The 16,885-nt window shown below is 42.0% G+C and carries 19 protein-coding genes; 12 read left to right on the top strand and 7 right to left on the bottom strand.

The window, feature by feature from the left end; all coding sequences use genetic code 11:
- The first annotated feature begins 10 nt into the window (after positions 1–10).
- The 9 genes from ACFSR5_RS09315 to ACFSR5_RS09275 all read left to right on the top strand — a co-directional run bounded on the left by ACFSR5_RS09315 (position 11) and on the right by ACFSR5_RS09275 (position 6,921).
- Positions 11–583 carry a UbiX family flavin prenyltransferase gene (locus tag ACFSR5_RS09315; protein WP_380902985.1) on the top strand — a complete coding sequence of 191 codons (573 nt, stop codon included), beginning with the start codon at positions 11–13 and terminating at the stop codon, positions 581–583.
- A gap of 204 nt (positions 584–787) precedes the next feature.
- The gene (locus ACFSR5_RS09310; protein WP_380902983.1) at positions 788–2,056 is read left to right on the top strand and encodes a dihydroorotase; all 1,269 of its coding nucleotides are present in this window, start codon (positions 788–790) and stop codon (positions 2,054–2,056) included.
- A 3-nt stretch (positions 2,057–2,059) separates the two neighbouring features.
- A complete protein-coding gene (locus ACFSR5_RS09305; RefSeq protein WP_380902981.1) occupies positions 2,060–2,728 on the top strand; it encodes a hypothetical protein in 669 nt (222 codons plus the stop codon).
- Positions 2,729–2,731: 3 nt separating this feature from the next.
- Positions 2,732–3,355, top strand: coding sequence for a DUF4199 domain-containing protein (locus ACFSR5_RS09300; RefSeq protein ID WP_380902979.1), 624 nt, complete (start codon positions 2,732–2,734; stop codon positions 3,353–3,355).
- 187 nt (positions 3,356–3,542) lie between these two features.
- A complete protein-coding gene (locus tag ACFSR5_RS09295) occupies positions 3,543–4,493 on the top strand; it encodes a glycosyltransferase family 2 protein (protein WP_380902977.1) in 951 nt (316 codons plus the stop codon).
- Positions 4,494–5,516: a glycosyltransferase gene (locus ACFSR5_RS09290; RefSeq protein ID WP_380902975.1), complete on the top strand. Its 1,023-nt coding sequence runs from the start codon at positions 4,494–4,496 to the stop codon at positions 5,514–5,516.
- 30 nt (positions 5,517–5,546) lie between these two features.
- The gene (locus ACFSR5_RS09285; protein ID WP_380902973.1) at positions 5,547–5,819 is read left to right on the top strand and encodes a hypothetical protein; all 273 of its coding nucleotides are present in this window, start codon (positions 5,547–5,549) and stop codon (positions 5,817–5,819) included.
- A complete protein-coding gene (locus tag ACFSR5_RS09280) occupies positions 5,816–6,586 on the top strand; it encodes an MBL fold metallo-hydrolase (protein WP_380902971.1) in 771 nt (256 codons plus the stop codon). Before ACFSR5_RS09285 ends, ACFSR5_RS09280 begins: the two co-directional genes overlap by 4 nt.
- Positions 6,587–6,768: 182 nt before the next feature.
- Positions 6,769–6,921: a lmo0937 family membrane protein gene (locus tag ACFSR5_RS09275; protein ID WP_380902969.1), complete on the top strand. Its 153-nt coding sequence runs from the start codon at positions 6,769–6,771 to the stop codon at positions 6,919–6,921.
- On the opposite strand, the gene ACFSR5_RS09270 is transcribed toward ACFSR5_RS09275, so the two are convergent.
- The 4 genes from ACFSR5_RS09270 to ACFSR5_RS09255 all read right to left on the bottom strand — a co-directional run bounded on the left by ACFSR5_RS09270 (position 6,892) and on the right by ACFSR5_RS09255 (position 12,362).
- Positions 6,892–7,614, bottom strand: a complete 723-nt coding sequence (locus ACFSR5_RS09270; protein ID WP_380902967.1) for a 2-C-methyl-D-erythritol 4-phosphate cytidylyltransferase — start codon at positions 7,612–7,614, stop codon at positions 6,892–6,894. The two genes, ACFSR5_RS09275 and ACFSR5_RS09270, sit on opposite strands and share 30 nt — an antisense overlap.
- Positions 7,615–7,623: 9 nt before the next feature.
- Positions 7,624–10,662: an SbcC/MukB-like Walker B domain-containing protein gene (locus ACFSR5_RS09265; RefSeq protein ID WP_380902965.1), complete on the bottom strand. Its 3,039-nt coding sequence runs from the start codon at positions 10,660–10,662 to the stop codon at positions 7,624–7,626.
- Positions 10,663–11,889 carry a metallophosphoesterase family protein gene (locus ACFSR5_RS09260; protein ID WP_380902963.1) on the bottom strand — a complete coding sequence of 409 codons (1,227 nt, stop codon included), beginning with the start codon at positions 11,887–11,889 and terminating at the stop codon, positions 10,663–10,665.
- Positions 11,890–12,083: 194 nt separating this feature from the next.
- Positions 12,084–12,362, bottom strand: coding sequence for a SelT/SelW/SelH family protein (locus ACFSR5_RS09255; protein WP_380902961.1), 279 nt, complete (start codon positions 12,360–12,362; stop codon positions 12,084–12,086).
- A gap of 228 nt (positions 12,363–12,590) precedes the next feature.
- Here ACFSR5_RS09255 and ACFSR5_RS09250 point away from each other — a divergent pair, with 228 nt between their 5' ends.
- Entirely contained in the window at positions 12,591–13,274 is a 684-nt protein-coding gene (locus ACFSR5_RS09250; protein WP_380902959.1) for a carboxylesterase family protein, read from the top strand.
- 42 nt (positions 13,275–13,316) lie between these two features.
- A complete protein-coding gene (locus ACFSR5_RS09245; protein ID WP_380902957.1) occupies positions 13,317–14,393 on the top strand; it encodes a PA0069 family radical SAM protein in 1,077 nt (358 codons plus the stop codon).
- 74 nt (positions 14,394–14,467) lie between these two features.
- Here ACFSR5_RS09245 and ACFSR5_RS09240 read toward each other — a convergent pair whose 3' ends face one another.
- Together ACFSR5_RS09240 and ACFSR5_RS09235 are read right to left on the bottom strand one after the other, a co-directional pair.
- On the bottom strand, positions 14,468–14,872 hold the full coding sequence (locus tag ACFSR5_RS09240) for a DUF5606 family protein (RefSeq protein ID WP_380902955.1): 405 nt from the start codon (positions 14,870–14,872) through the stop codon (positions 14,468–14,470).
- Positions 14,873–14,881: 9 nt separating this feature from the next.
- The gene (locus ACFSR5_RS09235) at positions 14,882–15,340 is read right to left on the bottom strand and encodes a peptidylprolyl isomerase (RefSeq protein WP_380902953.1); all 459 of its coding nucleotides are present in this window, start codon (positions 15,338–15,340) and stop codon (positions 14,882–14,884) included.
- Positions 15,341–15,502: 162 nt separating this feature from the next.
- Here ACFSR5_RS09235 and radC point away from each other — a divergent pair, with 162 nt between their 5' ends.
- Complete coding sequence (gene radC, locus ACFSR5_RS09230; protein ID WP_380902951.1) at positions 15,503–16,189, top strand: RadC family protein; 687 nt, start codon at positions 15,503–15,505, stop codon at positions 16,187–16,189.
- A 69-nt stretch (positions 16,190–16,258) separates the two neighbouring features.
- On the opposite strand, the gene ACFSR5_RS09225 is transcribed toward radC, so the two are convergent.
- Positions 16,259–16,873, bottom strand: a complete 615-nt coding sequence (locus ACFSR5_RS09225; protein WP_380902949.1) for a deoxynucleoside kinase — start codon at positions 16,871–16,873, stop codon at positions 16,259–16,261.
- Positions 16,874–16,885: the final 12 nt, after the last annotated feature.

Raw genomic sequence — 16,885 nt, 5'->3', positions numbered from 1 at the left:
TACGGAAAGTATGGAGCAAAAGAAGAAAGTTATTGTCGCTATTACAGGAGCTAGTGGAGCTATTTATGCCAAAGTTCTACTGGATAAATTGACTTCCTTGCACGACCAAATTGCGGACGTAGGCGTTGTGATGTCCGATAATGCAAAGGATGTATGGAAATTTGAGCTGGGCACGGACGATTATAACCAGTATCCATTTAAGTTTTATAACAAGAATGATTTTATGGCGCCATTTGCTTCTGGATCAGCCCATTATGGAGCGATGATCATCTGTCCGTGTTCAATGGGCACGCTCGCACGGATAGCACACGGTGTATCATCTGATTTGACCACTAGGGCTGCGGATGTCATTCTCAAGGAACGCCGAAAATTGATCTTGCTTACGCGGGAGACCCCACTGAATGCGATACATTTGCAGAATATGAGTATTGTAACCCAGACTGGGGGGATTATTTGCCCAGCGAGCCCTTCTTTTTATAGTTTGCCGAAAACCTTTGAGGCATTAGCGGCGACCGTTATTGATCGTGTGCTTTCGCTGTGTGATTTTCAAATCGAAAGTTATTCGTGGGGCGAAGATGTATAAAATACACCGTTTTTCAAATAGGGTTCCGATATATTTTGTACATTTGTTTTTCAATGAAACAACGCAAAAAATTGGATACTGTTATTCCATATTTCATTGGTCCTCCCTCAGCAAAAGCAGCATGTCGTTTTGGCGCTGTTTCAATTTTAATTCATTATACTGTTGATCAACTCTTTTTCACTCTAAATTGTTTACATAACATCCATGAATAATATTTTAATTTCTGCTGCCAAGCTGGTATTACCTGGTCATCCGCATAACGGAGAGATTGTCGATATACATATTGAAAACGGAAATATTACTCGAATAGCAAAAAAGATTGTATCGAAAGACAAGAAACAACACATAATCGACGGAAAAGGATGTGTGGTATCCGCAGGTTTTTTCGATTTGCACACTAATCTCGGAGAACCTGGGCTGGAAACAAAAGAGGATATTAAAACGGGAACAGCCGGCGCGGCTGCAGGTGGTTATACCGCGATCGTGGCCTATCCAAATACCAATCCACCTATCCATAGTCGGTCGGAAGTCTCGTTAATTGTGAATACAGCTAAAGGAAATATCGTGGACGTACATCCGATCGGCGCTATTAGTAAAAAACGGGAAGGTAAAGAACTGGCGGAGTTGTATGACATGCAATCTGCCGGAGCACTTGCTTTTAGTGACGGCAACCATAGCGTGCAACAAGGCGGTCTGATGGGACGAGCATTATTATACGCAAAGGGCTTTGGCGCATTAATCATTTCGTTTCCGGAAGATGAATCGATCGCTGGTGGGAATCAGATGAATGAGGGAGAGGTGAGCACGTATCTTGGGATGAAAGGAAAGCCGAATCTGGCGGAATCATTAATGGTATCGCGTGATCTGTTTCTAGCCGAATACAATGAAGCTCCCATTCACTTCACTTGCATTTCTACCGCCGAGTCTGTTGAGTTGATCAGAAGAGCCAAATCAAAAGGCATTCGCGTGACATGTGATGTAGCAGCACACAATCTGGTATTTACGGACGCTGATGTGGTTGGCTTTGATAGTAATTTTAAAGTGAATCCACCATTGCGAACAAAAAAGGACGTAAAGGCGCTTATAAAGGGTCTAAAGGACGGTACAATTGATGCCATTGTTTCGCAACATACGCCACATGAAATTGAGTATAAAAATGTGGAATTTCATATTGCGAAAGAGGGGATTTTGGGATTACAGACTGTATTGCCATTTTTGGTGAAAGCAGGCCTTCAGGCTGAGGAAATTGTCTATAAGCTGGCGATTCGTCCTAGACAAATTGTCGGAAAAAAGGTACCTACCCTTCTGGAAGGAAGTTTGGCGAATCTTGTTATTTTTAGCTTAGACGAGAAATGGGTTTATAGTGTGCAAACGAATAAATCAAAATCGGCAAATAGCCCTGTTTTTGGGGAAGAGTTGATTGGTAAAGTTAAAGCAGTAATAAATCATGGCCAATTGGTCGAAAACTATTAAATTATGGATGCAAAGGTAAAAAAAGCTTTTGAGGCAGGTATCCAAGCATATGCCGCTGCTGAAAATGTGGAAGCGGAAGCGTTGGTTCAGGCTCTTCGAGATGCATTTGACAAAGATGCTCCTTTTATGGACAAAGTTCAAGCGCTGGACGAGGCGTTTGATGATCATCAGCACTTCGAAGAGGTGCGAGAGGTTTATTTTGACTTACTTATGGTGAACTTTTTTGCTGAAGATGTGCAAAAGTTAGAGGCAGACTATTTGGATTCTCCTGAATGGGAAGCTATCGAAGAAGACACCATCGATCGAGGTACCGAATTATTGAATATATTTTTATACCTTCGGGAATGTGCTGACGACGAGATTGAACCATCTTTGGACGATTACTTAAAAGAATTTTTGTTAGTAGAGGAAGATGAATTTCAGGATGAGTATGCTATCTATGAGAAAGTGATCGCAAACCAAATTTTGGTTGATAGCAATTATGCAGAGATCGCCAAAGTTGCTTCCTCTTTGTCTTATCAAGATGATTTAAAAGAACTTTTTTATAGTATGATGAGTTTCTTTGCGGAGCCGTATCCAACGCCTGAACAATTGAACGACTTTAAGCAGCACGCAGCGAATAAATCATTGGACACCGCTATCTACCAAATTATTATAAACTTTAACAAATAATTTATGAATCAAGACATGCACGGAGCGTTCCCGGCCGACGAGGTCAAAAAGGAGGGCATAAAATTTGGAATATATCTTGGAATCATCGCACTGGTTGTCAGTATCGTATCAATGTATGTCCTGATGAACAGCGGCAACTTTAAGATGAGTTCAATGATTACCGGCGGATTGACCCTGGTTGTTATGATTGCACTTTCTGCTTATTTTGCCGTAGGACTTCGCAAGGCTGCCGGTGGATTCTGGAATTTCAGCCAGGCGCTAAAAAGCATCTTCACCATGTTGGCGATCGCTGTGATTATCTCTAGTATAGGAGGTGCCGTTTTTAATCTAGTTAATCCAGAACCTCAACAGATTATCTTTGATAAGACAATCAATATGACAATTGAGACCATGGAAAGCATCGGTGCCGATGACGATTTGATTGACAAGCAAGTTGCCGATTTAGAAAAAACCAGAGACGAACTTCGCGAATTTTCGATCGGACAGACTTTAAAAGGACTGGGGGTGAGTTTGATCATGTATTTCGTTTTTGCTTTGATTTTAGCGGCTATTTTGAAGCGGGAGCGTCCTGCATTTTTGCAATCTAACCCCGGTGATTCGGCGCATCCTTGGCAGGACAAACCGTAATTTTCCTTAGTGGATGATGGAAAATACGTTCTAGAATGTATGTGCCTCGCCACTGATATATTTTTCACACATTTGAGCAAGCAGGGCTTTTTATGTTTTAACTAGAGTCCTGCCTGTTTTTTTCAAAGGCAAAGATGGCCGCTCGGTATCTTGCCGATTTTTAAAAGGAGATGAAGGTAAATTTTATATGGACATTTCAGTTGTAATCCCCCTATATAATGAGGAGGAATCCTTACCTGAACTCACGGATTGGATCCGCCGAGTCATGTTGCAACATCAGTTTTCCTACGAGATTATTTTAGTGGATGACGGAAGCAATGATGCTTCGTGGAAAGTTATCGAAGCACTTCGATTACAGCATGAAGAAATTATAGGCATCAAATTTCGTAGAAACTATGGCAAATCGGCAGCCTTAAATGTTGGGTTCAACGCCGCTGAAGGGGACGTTGTAATTACCATGGATGCCGATTTACAGGATAGTCCAGACGAGATCCCTGAATTGTATGATCGTATAAAAAACCAAGGGGCTGACTTGGTTTCCGGCTGGAAGCAGAAACGTTATGATCCGTTAACTAAGACTATCCCGACGAAGTTGTTCAATGCGGTAACCCGTAGTATGTCGGGAATTCATAACCTGCACGATTTTAACTGTGGACTAAAGGCCTATCGCAAAGATGTTGTGAAAAGCGTGGAGGTGTATGGCGAGATGCATCGCTATATCCCCGTATTGGCAAAATGGGCGGGATTCAAAAAAATACAAGAACAAATTGTACAACATTATCCCCGAAAATATGGAACGACCAAGTTTGGACCTGGAAGATTTGTGAAGGGATTTCTTGATCTCTTATCTATCTTTTTCGTTGGTAAATTTGGGAAACGCCCTATGCACTTTTTTGGAGCAATTGGGGTGTTAAGCTTCCTTGTGGGATTTGTTATTACTTGTTATTTGATTTTTGATAAATTGATGAGTATCGCTCATGGAAGTCCCTATCGAAATGTAACCGATCAACCCTTGTTTTACTTATCACTCGTGGCGATTCTTATTGGTACCCAATTGTTCCTGACAGGATTTATAGCGGAGTTGGTATCCAGGAATGCGAGTGAACGCAATAAATACCATATTGAAAAGGTAATTTAGATGTTCTTTTCCATTATTATACCCCTGTACAATCGCCCTCAGGAAATTGATGAATTGTTGGATTCTTTAACCCGGCTCCAATACCGATCTTTCGAGGTCATTGTTGTGGAGGATGGTTCATCGATTTCATCGAAAGATATTGTAAACCGTTATAAGGACCGATTGGCTATACGCTATTTCGAGAAGCGCAATGAAGGACAAGGTTTTGCCCGCAACTACGGATTTTCAAAAGCGAAAGGCGATTTCTTTATTGTTTTTGATTCGGATATTTTGGTCCCCGACACCTATTTAAATCATGTATTGGATGCGCTTGAAAAAAAACAATGGGATGCTTTTGGAGGTCCGGATGCGGCACACGCTTCGTTCACGGATGTACAGAAAGCGATTTCGTACTCGATGACAAGTCCGTTTACGACCGGTGGGATTCGTGGCAATAAAAAGCATGTCGGACAATTCCATCCGAGAAGCTTCAATATGGGCATATCGAGACAGGTGTACGAAAAAACGAACGGTTTTCGTCTCTCGAGACGATCAGAAGATATTGAATTTAGCATTCGCATGATTGGAGCTGGATTTCGTGTCGGGCTTATACCAGAAGCATTCGTTTACCATAAGCGCCGTGCTACATTTGCTCAGTTTTTCAAACAAACACATGCATTTGGCAAAGGGCGAATTGATATTTTTATGCTTTTTCCGGGCGAGCTGAAAACCGTCCATGCCTTGCCCGCTGTTTTTGTAGTTGGCGTGATAGCTTTATTCGCTTTGAATCTCTTTGTATTTCTACACGCTGGACGACCACAAATATGGATTGCGCTGATATGGATCGGAAATGGTTTTTTGGGTCTGTACACGGTATTGTTGTTTTTGCATGCGCTGATAAAGACTCGAGATCTTAAAGTAGCGCTCTTGGGTGTATTAGCCGCGTATGTACAGTTGTTTGCTTATGGTACAGGTTTTATTCGCCAATATGTATCTGCCGTGTTGTTGAAAAATAGGTGCGTTGGACGCTGTAAAAAAGAATAAAGTTTTTTATTTTGTTTAAAATTTTAGATCGTGATCGCATTTACACAACATAATTTAGGAAAGCTAGAGGATCTTTTTGATGTTTTAGGATATAGAATACGGTACGAAAAAGGTTCTTTTCGAACGGGTGCTTGTGTATTACAAAACAAAAAGGTTATCGTTGTTAATAAATTTTCCAATTTGGAGGTACGCATACAATCGTTGATTCAACTTCTCCGCGACATGGATGTGGATATTAATCTCCTTGATGACAAGAAAAGGGAGTTTTACAAGTTCCTTAAGAAAGAAGAGGCAGCACTGTGAAAGTAACGTTTTTAGGGACAGGAACTTCACAGGGGGTGCCCGTGATTGCATGTCAGTGTGCGGTATGCCGATCGACTGATAAACGTGATAAACGGCTCCGTAGCTCCATCTTAGTTGAATCGGAGGGAGGGACGTTTGTGGTTGACACCGGGCCGGATTTTCGTTATCAGATGCTTCGCGAAGATGTACGGCATCTAGATGCTATCCTTATAACGCATGCGCATAAGGACCATATTGCAGGAATGGATGACGTTCGTGCATTTAATTATCAACAACAGACATCCATCCCGATTTATGCGACGGACTTGACGCATCAGGCCTTAAAAAGAGAATTCTATTATGCATTCGGGGAAATAAAATATCCTGGTGTTCCTCGCTTGGAATTAGAACCCATCGTTTCCGGCGAACCCTTCGCAATCGGGATGCATACGGTAATGCCGATCGAGGTTATGCACTACAAGATGCCTGTACTCGGATTCCGGTTGGGTGATTTTGCTTATATTACCGACGCTAAAACGGTGCCTGCGATCTCGAAGTCTTTGTTGAAAGGTGTCACAACATTAGTGATAAATGCGCTTCAGGAAGAGCCGCATATATCGCACTTCACGAAAGAAGAAGCGATCGCTTTTGCTGAGGAAATCCGGCCTCATACCACCTATCTGACGCACATCAGTCATCGCTTTGGGAAACATGTCGATATTCAGGCTGGTTTGCCAAATGGGATGTTCGTCGCGTATGATCGTCTGACGATCGACATCAATTTATAACCACATGCGTCCTTACAAAAAGGTGTGAAATACGTGGGATAACGACGTTGTCGTATATTTCTTGACAGATGGTTGCGCTAGTTTCACCTATTATTTTCTGAAATATCAAAAACTTTTCTCTTTGAAAGCGTGTTCTCTTAAAAAAAACAGGAAATTAATTTTTTAAATCAATTGTAGAAGTTATGGGAAACATTCTTTATTTGGTAGCCGTAGTACTAGTCATTATTTGGGCTGTTAGTTTCTTCGGCGGATATGCAACAGGTGGTATTATCCACATTTTATTAGTAATCGCTATTATTGCCATTTTACTCAGAATCATTCGTGGAGCTTCCTAGTGCTAGCGACTCGATGTAGTATTGGGCTACACGGATATCCTCAGGATAGGTGATTTTGATATTTCGATAATCGCCTGGGATCAGGTTGATCGTGTAGCCCAACTTTTCAACGACGGAAGCATCATCTGTAAACGAAGGATGCTCATTCTGTTTAAATGCTTTATGCAGGATATCCCCACGAAAAGTTTGAGGCGTTTGGACAATCCAAACATCGTCTCGGTTCACGGCTTCATTTCTATCAATCGTACCAAAGCGGACTGAATTAGTACTGTTAACAGCAAGTACAGTAGCTCCCAAACGACGAGTCTGTTCAAAACTTTCATCAATAAGCCGAACGTCAATTACGGGACGTGCCGCGTCGTGCACCGCGATGACGATTTTTTCCAGATGTTCTTTTTCGAACTCTACAATTTTTTCGAGACCTCGTTTTACACTTTGAAATCTCGTTTGGCCGCCATATATCACGGTGTGAGGAACTTTAAAGCCGTGCTCTGCACACAGGACATTCCACGTGTCGTGCATAGTCGGATGGATAACCACGATAATCTCTGGCGCACTGCCAGCAATCGAAAATTGTTCTATGGTGTGCATCAACACGGGACGTTCGCCCAATAAGAGATATTGCTTGGGAAGCTGGCTATTCATACGGCTCCCTGTACCTCCCGCAACGATAATAACATAGTTTTTTGACATAAGTAGTAGCTAAAAGTTGCTTTGGATCTGACTGCCGTACTCTAAATGGTTTATTACCGTAATTGACCGAGGTATCCGTTCTTTCAGCTCCTCAACGTGCGAAATAACACCCACAATTCGGTTTTCCCGATGAAGGTATTGTAGTGTCTCAAATACAATATTCATGCTCTCAGGATCCTGTGTGCCAAAACCTTCATCGATGAAAAAGAAGTTTTTGTCGGCTTTGTTTAATGATTGTATGTTTTCAGCTAAAGCGAGTGCTAAGCATAGAGAGGCTTGAAAGCTTTGTCCCCCAGATAGTGTTTTCACGGATCGCCTAAACCCATTATGAAGAAAGTCAACCACCTCGAATTCGTTGTTCTCGTTGATGGCTAAACTTAAGCTATTTTTTGTTAGTCGGTGAAAACGTACATTAGCAATTTCACATAGGCGTTGTAGGTGTATACTTGAAATGTAATTGACGAAACCAGATCCTCGGAAGAGGTTTTCCAGGGTTGTCAAGTTGCTTTTTCGTAAATTAAGTTTTTCATACAAGTCTAATAATTTTTCTTTTTTTGCAAATTCGACCTGTAAACGCATACACTCTTTTTCAAGAGCGCCTGTCAAACGCATTTGCAACTCCAACTCCTCTCTCTTTAAACTAAACAGTCTCCGTTTTTCCTGGTAGCTTTCTTCATCATAAGGGTCGTTAGCGACACGCTGTTCGAGGTCTGCAATCTGAGCAAGTTCTATCTGAAGAGCTAGATGAAAGTCGTGTAATGTTTTCCTGCTGCGCTCTATATCCATATTTTTTTGTAAAATCTGTTGAACTTGGATAATGTCACTATAGCCAAACTCTTTTAATAGGGCGGATATCTCGGCTTGCTTCACGCTTAGCTGTTGATAAAGCTGCTGGAACTGCTCTTTGGCTGCGACGCGCTCCGCGTTTACTGAAGCAAACGCAGTTTTTAACAACTGAATGGATTCTGAAAGCCGTGTAAAGCTGTCTTCCAGGTGCTTTATCTTCTGCTCGATAGTTTGTTTCTTGGTTGAAAGTGTCGTTTCCGTATGCTTCTCGAAATCTCGCCGTTGCAAAACACGGAGCTGCGCTTCGCTCTGCCGAATGACACCCTCCGCGACAGCTAAATTTTGCTCGAATTCGGATAATGAATTTTTATATTTATCGATTTTGTTTTGAGCCAAACTTATTTGTGTCCGCACTTCTTTAATTGTTGATTCAACGACTTTAATTTGTCCTTCCGCGACTCGGTTTTCGTCCTTATATGTCAAGAATGCTGTTTTATCCGTAGCGGAGAAGGAAGGCCAACAGAATTGTGCTCTGTGCGTGTCGCGACGGTTATGCCATTGCTGCAAGTTGATTTCTTGTTGCTCTAGTTGGGCCGTTTTATCTTTCCATCGTAAACTCAGGTGGGTAAAGCGTTGATAGCGTTCGCGTAACGTGCGTAATTGACGGCTGATCTCTTGCTGCTTGTTGGAAAAGTCTTGCGTTTTCGTCTGGGCGCCATGTGCTGTCATAGGAAAAGGGTGCTCCAATGCACCGCAAAGCGGGCATGGTTGTCCATTTTCCAAATTGTCGGCAAATTCAGCTAGTTTTGCTTGAACGTTCCATTGGGTTTCTTGTTGTTGCAAGGTCGTTAATTCGTCTTGCCACCGTTGCTCTGTTTCGTGGATAGTTGATTCCCATGTTTCTAAAGTGACTCCATCTTTTTCAAATTCTGACGCGATTTCCTGTCGTTCAACGCGCCATTGTGCTAGTTGTTTATCGAGTTCGGCAATGCTTTCAGCAATATGGTCATCGTTTTGATACCAAGCTTCCATCGCGAGTAGAATATTGGTGTCAATCTTTTCATTTTTCAGTGTTTCCAGGCGTGATTCTTCTGACTGTAGCTTTGCTTGCAAAGCTTTTTCCTCTTTCTGAACAGCGGCCAAGTGCGGTTTTCCATCGGCTATGCGCTTTTTCAAAAGCGCTTGATGTTCTTTGTTTTGCGCTATGATGAGCAACTGCTTGTAATCTTCCAGCTGTGCTTTAAAAACCTCCAGCTGCCGATAGTCCACAGCTATAAGCTCCCATTCCCGCTCTTGTTCTTCTAAGCGACCCAACGTATCCTGCTTCTTTGCACTCAGCTGTTCAATTTTAAATGTAAGTTTTTCCTTTTCTTTGTTTAGTAGATGTGTGTTGTTAAGAATATCGCGAAAAGCCAGATTTGTCTGCTCATAAGTATGGAGTTCTTGCTCAAGCTGCAGCATCCTCGGCTGATCTGCTAATAGAGTTTGTACCTCTGCCTTTTTCGATTGGAGCTCACCGTGTATGCGTTTACTTTCGGTTAGCTTTTTTACTTCGTTTTCCAGGCTTTCATTTTCCCGTTTGACAAGTTCCAGTGCTTTTTGTGCAGATTGCAGCTCGGTTTGCTTACTCTCCAATATATCTGTGCTCACGGATTCATAGCCAGAAAGTGCACCTTTGAGCTGTTCTAATTCGTTATTATTCTTGCGTTGTAGCACAGAAACTTTTGGCCCCAGGTCAAATCGATTAAGATGGAATATGTCTTTCATCATATCCGATCTATCTTTTCCCCGCAACTCCAAAAATTCCTTAAACTGACCTTGCGGAATAATGATCGTTCGCCTGAAGTTAGGATAAGTCAGGTGTGTCATTTCGCTCCCGTCGCTGGATTCCAAAGGGTGCCAGTCGCCCTCTTTCCATTCGTATGCGTACCGTTCTAATGAAGTTGTTTCTTCAAATTTTTTGCGGCGTCTCCACTGAGCTATACATCTAAATTTTCTTCCCTCAAAATTCAAAAACTCGAAGACGATAGTCGCAGCGTCCGATTTCAAGTTGAGCATATTATAGGTGCGTTTCTCCTGTTTATTGAGACGTTCGGTGTCGCCGTACAGCGCGAAACTTATTGCTTCAATGATGGTTGATTTTCCAGAACCAACTTTGCCGAAAATTCCAAACAATCCTGCTTCCGTAAGATCCGTGAAATCTATTTCCTGTTTCTTTTGGTAGGAATATAATCCTTCTATGCTTAGATATATAGGTAACACTTAGTCCTCCGTTTCCGTTTCACTGTTCATTACTTCATTCAGTAAACTCATAATTTCTTCATTGGGGGGCTGTCCAAGGCGATAATGGAAGTAGTCCTTGAAAAGATTATCCAGATCTTGTTCCAAATTGATCGTTCGTGCTTTCTCAATGGCCGCCTCTTCTTTTCGTATGACAGGAATGATATGAATTATGCCATCGTGCGCTTCATGGATCCGTTTTAAATCTGCAGAACTCAAAAATTCATTGCTAACAAGTGTCAGCTCAACCAAAGCATTAGAATTTTCGCGTAACCAATGGACCGCCGTGTCGATATCATCAAATTTCTTCCGATATAGTTTGCGTCCAGCTGTTAGAGGTACAAACCTGTATTGCACGGGTTCGGCAGGTACACCTTCTATAATAACCACACCTTTCTGTTGTCCTGCTTCCGAAAACGAGTAAGCTAGCGGGCTGCTGGGATAAACGACGGGAGCTGGATGACCGCCGATCTGCTGAAAGCGATGCAAATGGCCTAGTGCTGTATATTGAATCTGTGGTGGAATACCGTCGGAATAAATCAAATCGGCGTATCCGACTTTGATTGGTTTTTCACCGTCTGGCTCTTCTAATATTTCTCCTCCTCGTTTCAGCATATACAGATGGGCAATCAACAAGTTTAAACCTTGTGCATCACAATATTTATCGGCCAAATCTGCCCAATGCGCTTTTAAAAGTCCGTCTAACTGCTGTTCTTTATTGGCTAGGCCTAAGAATTGTTTTAGTCGTAATTCGTTCGCAAATGGCGTATGAATGAGCCGCAGTGGATAGTCGTAGGAGGGTAGGCGAACCTCTAGGAATCCTTCATCCGATTTCGCGATAGAGAAACATTGGGACAACTCAAAGGACTGAATCTTCGCTTTGGGATATCCGATAAATAGGATACCGCATTCTCTAGCGAGTGTGTCTGGCGCGTCAATACGATCGGCACTGTCATGATTGCCAGCTATAGCGACCACCAATCGTTTTCCACCGCTGCTCAACCGTCGTAGTGTTTTGTAAAGCAAGTCAACAGCGTCTACGGGAGGGTTAAATGTGTCGTACAAATCGCCTGCGATCAATACGACGTCGACCTGTTCAGCATCTGCTATTTCACAAATTTCGTTTAATACTGCGCGTTGTTCTTCTAAACGTGGAAAATAATCTAATCGCTTTCCTAGATGCCAGTCACCAGTATGCAATATCTTCATGCTAATCTATTATTGAAGATTAAAATTAACGAAAACTAAATGTAAAATTGTTAATAAATGTGAAAGTGTATGATTGCCAACCGATGTACATGGACGAATGAAGCGTTAATATGTGCACAAACAGCTAAACGGCAGGCGCTTATTGCCTAACATGATTTTACCTTTTTCCATCAGATCCCATGTGAGCAGTTTTATTATTTATTGTCGGAGTGTCCCAGTTCTTTTTCTGGGTTGACCATATCGCGAACCTTTTGTTTTAATTCCTTTGTTTCAGGAAAACGGCGCTCCAATTTTCGGTCAAAAATAATGGTATCGTCAATATATACTTCAAATCTTCCACTGATTTCGCTCGGTGCTAACGTAACACCGTACAGGTCGTCTACAAAGGTTGTTAATAGTTCTTGTGCAAAATATGCGGCACGTAGCAACCACCCACATTTCGGGCAATAACAAATTGTGATAGTTGGTTTCATCGTCAATTTTTTTTCAAAAGTAAAGAAAATCGTCACTAGCGTGAAATGGTGATTTGCATTTGAAAATTTGAGATGAGATGTTTTGCTTACTGTGCGCTTCTTCAACGGTTTGGCAAACCAATCTATGGTTGACAATATGGAAAGTAGTTGGAATTTTGTATTTTCGCTTTGCAAAGAATTGGGGTGGGTCGAGGATAGTGCCACAGCGTCTTTTGTATCCAAACTGTTATGCTAAGATATCTATTTTTTCTGTTGTTTTTGTGTGTGAACATTCTTCTTTTCGGTCAGCAGGAGGCTGTCCGCGGCAAGGCTGCTTACGATTTTTTGATAGACACTGAATACTATACGGAGACTGAAAAAAGCCCGCTGCTTATTTTTTTGCACGGGAGGAGTCTGTCGGGGAGTGATTTGAACCGCGTGAAGCGGTACGGTGTACTCTATGCAAAGAACAGAGGTTTGGAGCTTCCTTCTTCGCTAATCGTTGCGCCGCAGACAAACGGGGGATGGGACCCGGACAAAATAAAAGAGGTGTTGGATTATGTGTTATCTAATTATAATGTTGATGAGTCAAGGGTCTACGTTTGTGGCATGAGCATGGGTGGTTACGGAACGATGGATTTTGTCGGTAAATATCCTAGGTCGGTCGCCGCTGCTGTGGCCATTTGTGGTGGAGGAACGATGCGTTATGCTGAAAGCCTAGCCACTGTTCCTTTGTGGATTCAACATGGTAGTGCGGATCGTGCTGTGCCATCATCTGAATCAAAAAAAATATTTCGAGCCATTAAGAAAGTAAACCCCGAAGCAGAAGTCACTTTGACTATCATTCCAGGCGGGACACACGGCAGCGTGGAACGTCTATTCCATAAAGAAGACATCTATGAATGGATGTTTAAGCACAGTAAAAGAAATTAAATCTGAACCTAAAAAAAACTAATTTTTTTAGTATTTTTGGGTATGGATTCAGAAAAATCGTACGACGGATATTTCAAAGGAAGAGGGGCACAAGTCAATCCAAATAATAATTTTTTTTCGAAAAGTTATGTACAGGAACATGTTGAAGGGCTAGACGAACCCTTTTTAGAAGCTGCTTCCACGCAGATTATTGCGACTTATCCCAAATCAATATTATCGAAAGTAGAGAGCCCAGATATTGGCTTTGCTCGTTCGTTGAATCCATATCAAGGTTGCGAACATGGTTGTATTTATTGTTACGCCCGAAACTCCCACGAATATTGGGGATATAGCGCTGGCTTGGACTTTGAACGGAGGATTTTGGTTAAATATAATGCTGTGGAATTACTGGAAAAAGAATTTGAGCGCAAAACTTATCTGCCTGAAATGATATTTATGTCAGGAAATACCGATTGTTACCAGCCGATCGAACGCAAGCTGCAGCTTACCCGCAAGCTCTTGGAAACCATGCTTATTTATAAACATCCGGTATCGCTCATTAGTAAAAACGTACTGATGTTGCGTGACTTGGATTTGCTTGCAGAACTTGCATCAATGAGGTTGGTATCCGTAGCGATCACCATCAATAGCTTGCGCGAAGAGGTCCGGCGAAAAATGGAACCGCGTACCGCGACATCGTCTGCGCGAATGAAATTGATTGAAATGTTGGCAGAGCGTGGGATACCAGTATCGTTAATGGTGGCTCCGATTGTACCCGGTATCAACAGTGATGAAATGCCTGCGTTAATACAGCAAGCTTCAAGCGCTGGGGCGAAATGGGCAAGTTATACTATTGTACGACTGAATGGTGTTATCGCCAATATTTTCAAAGACTGGGTCTATAAAAATTATCCAGATCGGGCCGATAAGATTATTCACGGCATTGAAGCCTGCCACGATGGAAAACTTAACGATAGTGAATGGGGAAGGAGAATTCGAGGAGAGGGACAAGTTGCAGAAGGTATTCGACAACTTTTCAAGATGGCGGTTAATAAATATATGGGAAAGGAACCGTATCCGATTTTGCGTACTGACCTTTTCGAACGTCCGAATCGCGATACGCAACTCTCCTTATTTTGAACGGTGTTGTACGTAACTAAAACAGAAGGTAGGTATACATAGCCTACCTTCTGTCTCTCAGTTAATTCGGAAACTTATTGAATTGGTGCTGGAGTTTCTTCTTCAAATAAGGGGAGATCCTTAATGATCGCGTACCAAGATATAATTTTCTTGATATCAGAAGAGTACACACGTGATTCATCATGACCTGGTGCTACATTGCGAAAGAAATCTCGTAGTGTATTCCCGTCGGCCTTAGCGTCCGGTAATTCACTGCCTTTTTCTTTTATCGTCTCGAATACATCGATTAAGCGAATTTCATCCTCTTCGCCATAAATGGTGATATCTTCCAGTGTCGCCATTTTGGTAGTGGACAGATTTACTGTAGATTTTATTTTTTTTGCATCCAACGACTCCAAAATAAATCCACTCTTGTTCTGGCCTATTAGTTTAAAAAGTCCGGGTTTACCCGTGACAGATACTAAAGCTCTTAAATTCATGATTCCAGATTAATCCTCTATAACTTCAATTCCTAAAATACGATCGCCTTGACGGATTGCGTCTACGATATCCACATTCTCAACAACTTTACCAAAACAAGTATGATTTCTATCTAAGTGTGCTGTATTGTTACGGCTGTGGCAGATAAAAAATTGTGAGCCGCCTGTATTACGGCCGGCGTGCGCCATCGATAACACACCACGATCGTGGTATTGATTTTCTCCGGTTAATTCGCAGTCGATTTTATAGCCGGGGCCGCCTGTACCGGGCATACCTGTTGCACCCTCACGTGTGTTTGGACAACCTCCTTGGATCACGAAGTCAGGAATAACACGGTGAAACGTCAAGCCATCATAGTAACCAGATTTAGCCAGCTTTATAAAATTTGCCACGGTATTAGGAGCGTCTTCTGTGTAAAATTGCACAGTCATGTCGCCTTTTTCTGTCTTAATAATTGCTTTACTCATAGTTCTTCTAATTTACTTATGGAAATGCAAAGATAAAGTTTATCTCTGAAAAGCTCGATCCCAATTGGTTAAGATTTGTTAACGCTTTCGATAGCAGCCGGTTCGTTTTCGAAATTCATGGACTTTTTGTATATTGCTGTCCCATTTATAACGTAAAAACCAATGAATAAACTTGTCATCCGTGATTGGTCGGAAGCCGATCGGCCGCGCGAAAAATTAATGGAGAAAGGTCGAAGAGCCTTATCTGATGCTGAACTGCTCGCCATCCTTATCGGTTCGGGATCACGTGAGGAAAGTGCTGTTGCATTGTGTCGACGCATATTAGCGGGTGTGCGAAACAATCTAAATAATCTATCCAAATTAGAGGCTAGGGAGTTGTGTGCCTACAAGGGGATCGGCGAGGCGAAAGCCATTAGCATTATCGCTGCGATGGAACTGGGACGTCGGAGGAGTGACTCAGAACTCGAGGAACAACTAATATTAAACAGTAGCCGTCGGGCTTACGACTATTTTAAAGCGTATATGCAGGATCTGGGACATGAAGAGTTTTGGGTACTTTACCTAAACACGGGCTGTAAGCTAATTGGAAAGCAGATCATTGGCCGTGGAGGAAACGATTTTACACCAGTCGATATCCGCACCATTCTGCGATATGCTTTGCAATTCAGGGCAAACTCTCTTATCCTGGTACATAATCATCCTTCTGGTACATTGAAGCCCAGCAAAGCGGATACACTCTTAACAAAAAGGATTGTTTCTGCTGCTAGCCTGATGGAAATTGCTGTGAACGATCACCTTATCTTTACGGATAAATCCTACTACAGTTTTCGGGACGAAGGTTTGTTATGATATCTGTATAGAGAATCAACGGTACTGGTCATAGGAACAGTACCGTTGAAGTTCTTTTTTTGAGCCGCGTTAAAATAGACCGAACATTTCTGCTTCGATTTTCTCGATAATTTTTCCTAGATCTTCTGGTTTGCTAGCGAAATCTAAATTATCCTTGTCGAGAATCAGTAGCTTTCCTTCCGTATAATTGCCAATCCATTTTTCGTATTTCTCGTTGAGTTTGGAGAGGTAATCAAGTCGGATGGCCGATTCATAATCGCGACCTCTCCGTTGTATATTATTGACCAACGTGGGTACAGATGCCCGTAAATAAATAAGTAAATCCGGAGGTTTAATATAATGGACGATGCTTTGGAAAATATTGCTGTAATTTTCGAAATCGCGAGCACTCATCAAACCCATATCATATAAATTTTCTGCAAAAATATAGGCATCTTCGTAGATCGTGCGGTCTTGGATCATATTAATCCCCCGACTTTGTAAGTCGACAATATGACGAAATCGACTGTTCAAAAAGAAGATTTGTAAATTGAAAGCCCATCGCTTCATATCGCTGTAGAAATCTTCCAAGTAGGGATTATTTTCTACTGCTTCAAATTGGGGCTCGAATTTTAAGTGACGTGCTAACATTTCAGTTAGCGTCGTTTTTCCCGCTCCTATATTGCCAACAATAGCTAAATGCATACTAACTAATTA

The sequence above is a fragment of the Sphingobacterium suaedae genome (genome assembly GCF_042684625.1).
GTDB classification, from domain to species: Bacteria; Bacteroidota; Bacteroidia; order Sphingobacteriales; family Sphingobacteriaceae; genus Sphingobacterium; species Sphingobacterium suaedae.
The sequence above is the reverse complement of the archived record's forward strand: the minus strand, read 5'-3'. Positions and strand labels throughout refer to the sequence as shown.

What these genes read in the sequence shown, in the direction of transcription:
- ACFSR5_RS09315 (WP_380902985.1), top strand. Translation starts at nt 11, where the DNA reads ATGGAGCAAAAGAAGAAAGTTATTGTCGCTATTACAGGAGCTAGTGGA.
- ACFSR5_RS09260 (WP_380902963.1), bottom strand. Translation starts at nt 11,889, where the DNA reads ATGAAGATATTGCATACTGGTGACTGGCATCTAGGAAAGCGATTAGAT.
- ACFSR5_RS09310 (WP_380902983.1), top strand. Translation starts at nt 788, where the DNA reads ATGAATAATATTTTAATTTCTGCTGCCAAGCTGGTATTACCTGGTCAT.
- ACFSR5_RS09295 (WP_380902977.1), top strand. Translation starts at nt 3,543, where the DNA reads ATGGACATTTCAGTTGTAATCCCCCTATATAATGAGGAGGAATCCTTA.
- ACFSR5_RS09275 (WP_380902969.1), top strand. Translation starts at nt 6,769, where the DNA reads ATGGGAAACATTCTTTATTTGGTAGCCGTAGTACTAGTCATTATTTGG.
- ACFSR5_RS09300 (WP_380902979.1), top strand. Translation starts at nt 2,732, where the DNA reads ATGAATCAAGACATGCACGGAGCGTTCCCGGCCGACGAGGTCAAAAAG.
- ACFSR5_RS09245 (WP_380902957.1), top strand. Translation starts at nt 13,317, where the DNA reads ATGGATTCAGAAAAATCGTACGACGGATATTTCAAAGGAAGAGGGGCA.
- ACFSR5_RS09225 (WP_380902949.1), bottom strand. Translation starts at nt 16,873, where the DNA reads ATGCATTTAGCTATTGTTGGCAATATAGGAGCGGGAAAAACGACGCTA.
- ACFSR5_RS09255 (WP_380902961.1), bottom strand. Translation starts at nt 12,362, where the DNA reads ATGAAACCAACTATCACAATTTGTTATTGCCCGAAATGTGGGTGGTTG.
- ACFSR5_RS09270 (WP_380902967.1), bottom strand. Translation starts at nt 7,614, where the DNA reads ATGTCAAAAAACTATGTTATTATCGTTGCGGGAGGTACAGGGAGCCGT.
- ACFSR5_RS09305 (WP_380902981.1), top strand. Translation starts at nt 2,060, where the DNA reads ATGGATGCAAAGGTAAAAAAAGCTTTTGAGGCAGGTATCCAAGCATAT.
- ACFSR5_RS09250 (WP_380902959.1), top strand. Translation starts at nt 12,591, where the DNA reads ATGCTAAGATATCTATTTTTTCTGTTGTTTTTGTGTGTGAACATTCTT.
- ACFSR5_RS09235 (WP_380902953.1), bottom strand. Translation starts at nt 15,340, where the DNA reads ATGAGTAAAGCAATTATTAAGACAGAAAAAGGCGACATGACTGTGCAA.
- ACFSR5_RS09290 (WP_380902975.1), top strand. Translation starts at nt 4,494, where the DNA reads ATGTTCTTTTCCATTATTATACCCCTGTACAATCGCCCTCAGGAAATT.
- ACFSR5_RS09240 (WP_380902955.1), bottom strand. Translation starts at nt 14,872, where the DNA reads ATGAATTTAAGAGCTTTAGTATCTGTCACGGGTAAACCCGGACTTTTT.
- radC (WP_380902951.1), top strand. Translation starts at nt 15,503, where the DNA reads ATGAATAAACTTGTCATCCGTGATTGGTCGGAAGCCGATCGGCCGCGC.